A 4270-nucleotide genomic window follows, 5' to 3' on the forward strand; every position below is an offset into this window, starting at 1 on the left:
CCGCCGCCGCTCTCGAGCCGCCGCAACCGCTGCCGCCCGCCGAGGCCGTCGCGCTGCTGGCCGCCGAGGCGCCCGACGAACTCGTCGGCGAGGCCGATCAGCTCGTGCTCTTCGAGCGCGAGTCGGTGATCGTCGAGGACAGCGGCCTGGGCCACCGCTACCGCCATCGCTTCGTGAAGGCGCTCGAGCCCGCGGGCGCGCTCGCGCTCGCCGCCCTGCGCTTCGATTACGACCCCGCAAGCAACGTGCTCGACCTGCGACTCGTGCGCGTGCACCGCGCCGACTCGAGCTGGGTGGACATCGATCCCGCGCTCGCCCGCGACGTGCCGCAGCCCACGGACCTCATCAACTGGGGCGCGCGGATGAAGGTGCTCGGCCTGCCGCCGCTGGCCGTGGGCGACGGCGTCGAGACCCTCACCTACAGCAAGGGCTTCCTGATCGCCTACCTCGCCGCCGACGAGCCCGAGCAGCCCCGGCAGCTCGAGGTGCTCAAGCCCGTGCCGGCCGGCGAGGCCATGAGCCTGCTCGACAGCACGGTCGCGAGTGTTTCTCGCGGGGGCTCCAGTGACGAGCGCTACATCCCGCCCATGCGCGGGCACTTCTACGACGTGCAGCTCTTCCAGAGCGACCTGCCCCAGCGCGAGCGCCGCTACACGGTGAGCCTGCCGGCCACGAAGCCGCTCCAGTACAGCGTCTACAATGGCGAGGTGATGAGCAGCCTGCGCTTCGCCGGCGACCGCCACGACTACGCCTTCTGGAAGGAAAACGTGCCGGCGCTGGTCCACGAGCCGCGCATGCCCGACGCCAGCGACGTCGTGCCCAAGGTGGTGATGGCCACCACCGAGGACTGGGAAGCGAAGAGCCGCTGGTTCGCCGAGACGAACGAGTGGACCTTCGCGCACACGCCCGAGATCGCCGCGAAGGTCCGCGACATCACGCGCGGCCTCGATACCGACGAGGAGAAAGTGGCCGCCCTGCTGCACTGGGTGGCGCAGAACATCCGCTACTTCGGCCTCACGATGGGCAAGGGCGAAGGCTACACGCTCCACCCAGGCGAGATGACCTTCCGCGACCGCGCCGGCGTGTGCAAGGACATCGCCGGCATGCTGGTGACGATGCTGCGCGCGGCGGGCTACGAGGCCTACGGCGCGATGACGATGGCCGGCGCGCGGGTGGAGGACATCCCCGCCGACCAGTTCAATCACTGCGTCGTGGCGCTGAAGAAGCCCGACGGCAGCTTCCAGATGCTCGATCCCACCTGGGCGCCCTGGAACAACCCGACCTGGAGCCGCTGGGAGGGCGAGCAGGACTACGTGATCGGCGACTTCGATGGTCAGGACCTGATGCAGATCCCCGCCTTCAGTCCCGAGGACAACCTGCTCAGCGTGAAGAGCACGGCGCAGCTTGGCGCGGACGGCGCGCTCGATGGCACGCTCGAGTTCACCGGCCGCGGCGTGAGCGACGGCCGCCTGCGCGGGGTCGTCGCCGATCGCGCCGCGCGCGACCTGCGGCCCTATCTCGAGAACTGGCTCGGCGCGCTGACCCCGCGCGCTGAGCTCGTGGATTTCAGTTTCAGCGACCACCGCGACTTCACGCGGGACACAACGCTGCGCCTGCGCTATCGCCTGCCTGGCTGGGCCGAGGATCTCGGCGACAGCCTCGCCCTGCGCTCGCCGGCCCTTGCCCTGCTCGCGGGCAACGGCGCGCTCTGGCGCCTGGCCGGGCTGCCGAAGGCGAAAGAGCGCGTGCATCCCTACTTCATCTGGGCCGGCCAGCGCGTGGAGCTGAGCGAATCGCTCGAGTTGCCACGTGGCAACACCTGGGCCGCGCCGCCCGCGATCGATGAGAAGGAGACCCAGGCTTCATTCCGCTGCGACTGGAAGCCGGAGCGCGGCAGGCTCGACCTCACGGCCGCGCTCCAGGTGGATCGGCGCTTGATCCAGCCCGAGGACTGGCCCGGCCTGCGCGCCGTGGCCGACGCCATCGAGGCGCGCGCCGCCGCCGGACTCACCGCCGGCCGATCCGCTTCACGCAAGGGAGGTGCCCGATGAAGCGCGCCCTGTTGCTCGCCCTGCTCGCCGCCGCCTGCCTCGCAGCCGCGCTGCCGGCGCGCGCCGCCAGCGAGGGCGCCCTCGACTTCACGATCGCCGTCGATCCGGCCGCGCTGCTCGCGGCCGCGCCCGCGCCGCAGCCGGGCGAGGACGGCCTGGTCGTCTACGAGGCGCACCTCTACCGCTACGCGGACGGCCTCATGCGCCACCGCCACCAGCGGCTCCTGCGCGTGGCGACGGAGTGGGCGCTCGAGCGCCTCGCCGACCCGCGCCTGCGCTTCGACAGCGCGCGGCAGAAGATCACAGTGCACGCCGCGCGCACTTACTTCCCCGGCGGCGCTTTCGTGGACTCGCCGGCGAATGCCTTCAACACGGTGACGCCCGGCGAGCTGGCGCTCGCGCCGGACTTCCTGGACATCCAGGAGCTGGTGATCACGCACATTGGCCTCGAGCCCGGCTGCGCGCTCTGGCTCGACACGGAGATCGTGGACACGGCGCCGGCCGGCCTGCCGGAGGGCGCGCTGCTCTTCCCGCAGGGGGAGTTCCCCGTGCTGGAGATGCACATCGACAGCGGTGAGCTGATTGCGGAGCTCATCAGCCCGCATTTCGGCCTCTTGACCTTGCCCGAAGGAGACTATCTTTTGGCGCGAGAGTACGCCGAGAAGATGCAGGCGGCCAAGACCCCGCAGGAGCGGATAGCCGTCGAGGCGGGGTACCAGAACAGGGAGAGCGGCCCGCAGCGGCGTTGGCACTTCGAGAATCTTCCCGCTGCCCCTGGCCAGGCGACCCATCGTCTGGGGGACCAGCTCCCGCACCTGGTGCTGTCTCCACGGGACTCCTGGAAGGCCGTGATGGAGCGCGTCGATGCGAGCCTCAACACTGCGGCGGTAGATTCGGTCGGCCTTGGCGCCTGGCTCGCAAGAGTCGAGCGGGACCTGGAGCGCCCCTTCCTCTCCGATCGGGACGCGCTGGCCGCGATGCTGGCTGCCCTCGACGGACGCACCAGCCTGCTCTCGGGGGCGGACTGGGCTTGGCACCCGCCGCGCAGCGTCGCGCGCATCCTCGAGACCTCGGTCGCCACCCCGCTCGAGCGCACGGCCGTCATGATCGCGGCCTGCCGAAGCCGCGGATGGGAGCCACGACTGCTCCTTGCAAACCGTTGGGAGAGACACAGCAAGCAGCTGTTGGCGCTCGCTGCAATCGATGCTCCGCAGCTCAGGCTCCCTGAAATCGGACGCTTCTCGCCCGCAGAGGGTCGCATCTTCGAGTCCCAGGACCAGGTCTTCTACACCTACACGCTAGAAGAGCCTTCGATGTGGATCGGGCTGTACGACAGATCGCCCTTCGTCGCCGAGTCCAGCCTGTTCTGGGACCTCCGCGATGGCGAATTCGCCATGGATCTCCGTCTGGCGCCGCAAGGGCGGTGGGCAGGCCAGCACATGCCAGAGTCCGCGCTCCGGGATTGGTGTGCGAGCTGGTCCGATAGCAGCCGAGTGGAGTCGCTCGACCTGCAGGCCGGACTGCAGAAGATCAGGGCGAATCTGAGCGGAACGGCCAAGGCACCGGCTGCCGACGAGACGGGTCGGATTCGACTGGCTCTGCCGACCCTGCCTGTCGAGCTCGCGGCACTGCTTCCGCCTGGCATGCAGCGCGGGCAGAGCGAGTGCCGAGCCCTGCTCTTTCCCCATCCCATGCGATTGAGCTTGCGCTGGGTGCTCGACTTACCAACCGGCATGCAAGCCGCGGAGGTGCCTCCAATCAACGCGAGTTGCTCGATCGGCAGCCTGAGCGTCACGCGCAAGCAGGACGGCGAGCACCTCATCCTGGACTACGATCTCGATTGGGCCACGGGGGGCACCATCAAGGCTGCGTTCATTGAGCCGATCGAGCTGCCAGTCGGAGCGGCAGCGCCTTCATCAGATGCCTATCCCGATCCCGTGGCGGTCACCCCCGATGACTACCCCGCCTTCCGCGCGCTGGTGAACGCGGCGCTGGACCCGAAGACCACGGAGGTGCTGCTGGTCCCGCGCGCCAAGGCCTCGCCTTGATCCGCTAGGCGAACGAAGGCCAGAGTGACGAGACGCCTGCCGCAGCTGAGCTTGTGCTGGTCGGCGTGCCCGCGGCCTGCGGCATCGGCATTTGTTTGGCGATGCACTTGACCGTCGCGGACTCTCATAGTATATTGCAGGCCTCCCCACCTCCCGCGACCTCGTCCTGGC

At 69.5% G+C, this 4270-nt stretch carries 2 protein-coding genes; both read left to right on the forward strand.

The window, feature by feature from the left end:
• The coding region (locus FJ251_14070; protein MBM4118831.1) for a DUF3857 domain-containing protein at positions 1-2051 on the forward strand (2051 nt) is incomplete at its 5' end.
• Positions 2048-4099 carry a DUF3857 domain-containing protein gene (locus FJ251_14075; GenBank protein ID MBM4118832.1) on the forward strand — a complete coding sequence of 684 codons (2052 nt, stop codon included), beginning with the start codon at positions 2048-2050 and terminating at the stop codon, positions 4097-4099. The genes FJ251_14070 and FJ251_14075, both read left to right, overlap by 4 nt.
• The last annotated feature ends 171 nt before the right edge of the window (positions 4100-4270 follow it).

Source organism: bacterium, from assembly GCA_016873475.1.
GTDB lineage: Bacteria > Krumholzibacteriota > Krumholzibacteriia > JACNKJ01 > JACNKJ01 > VGXI01.